The sequence below is a fragment of the Halomonas sp. ND22Bw genome, assembly GCF_003011945.1.
Classification (GTDB): domain Bacteria; phylum Pseudomonadota; class Gammaproteobacteria; order Pseudomonadales; family Halomonadaceae; genus Halomonas; species Halomonas halophila.
In genome coordinates this window covers 1-935 of sequence record NZ_PXWD01000036.1, presented here as the reverse complement: position 1 = coordinate 935, position 935 = coordinate 1, and the positions used below count along the sequence as shown (strand labels likewise).

Here is a 935-nt window from a genome sequence, read left to right as displayed (position 1 = left end):
ATGGGGTTGTCGTCGCTCATCCTGTCCTCCTGATGACTGCACTATACCCTGTGCAGCTATGGAGGGGGTCACTTCAGTCGAAGCGATATGTAGATGCATTTGGAGAGAAGCTCATGAGCTCTCTTTCTGAGCGCATGGATGAAAAAATTTCTAAGAGACTCGCTAGTCCTGATGTTCAAGCTTCTATCAATGATGCAGTAATGTGTTCTGCTAGGAAAACATCCTCTGCAAATTTGGATGTCTTGACTAGCTTGGTTGCTGAGAAAGTAGGTGTGGAAGAAGAGTCTGATGCGGACCTTGTTCTCACGGAGTCCATCAAGGTGATGGAGAAGCTTAGTTTAAACTATATTAGATTTGTCTCCTTTATTTATTTTGTCAGAAATGTCAGAGTTTCTGGTGAAGGTGATCTAGGGAAAGAGAATATAACGCTTTTTAATAATTTTTTGCCTGTCGCGTTTCCAGTTGATGAGCTTCGTAAAGTTAGAGATAGTTATTTGACGTATGCAGGGTTGTTTATGTCAGGAAGGCTTTATAATGAATCTTTCTGCGAGATTGTTGCTGCCAAGTTTGGGTTTTCTATTCAAGGAGATGTTTGTGGTAAAAGCCTCAAGAAAGATTCGTCTATTTTTGAAGATTGCAGCTATCTGACAGATATAATCCTCGCTTTTGGTTATGAGGCCCCGGCTGACTTAGATGTGGCTCCAATTAATGATGTTGCAGATTTTATAGCTATTTCTTATCTTAATTCTAAAGGTCTATCTCTAAAATATCCCGGTCAATAGTAATCTACAATGTGTACAGTGATGGTGTTCGCCTGACACATGCCCCCGTGGGCTCCCTATAGTTAAGCAGTGTTTTCTGCCGTTTTCCTGGGCTCCTTCTTTGCCCCCTTGGGGAGTCCTTTCTTGAAGACGGCATAGGGCGTCGTCCCCTTC

The 935-nt window shown here is 42.6% G+C and carries 1 protein-coding gene; it reads left to right on the top strand.

Annotated features, from left to right (window positions below):
• On the top strand, positions 1-782 hold a 782-nt coding region (locus tag CVH10_RS25380; RefSeq protein ID WP_219924726.1), incomplete at its 5' end, for an LPO_1073/Vpar_1526 family protein.
• Between the last annotated feature and the right edge of the window lie 153 nt (positions 783-935).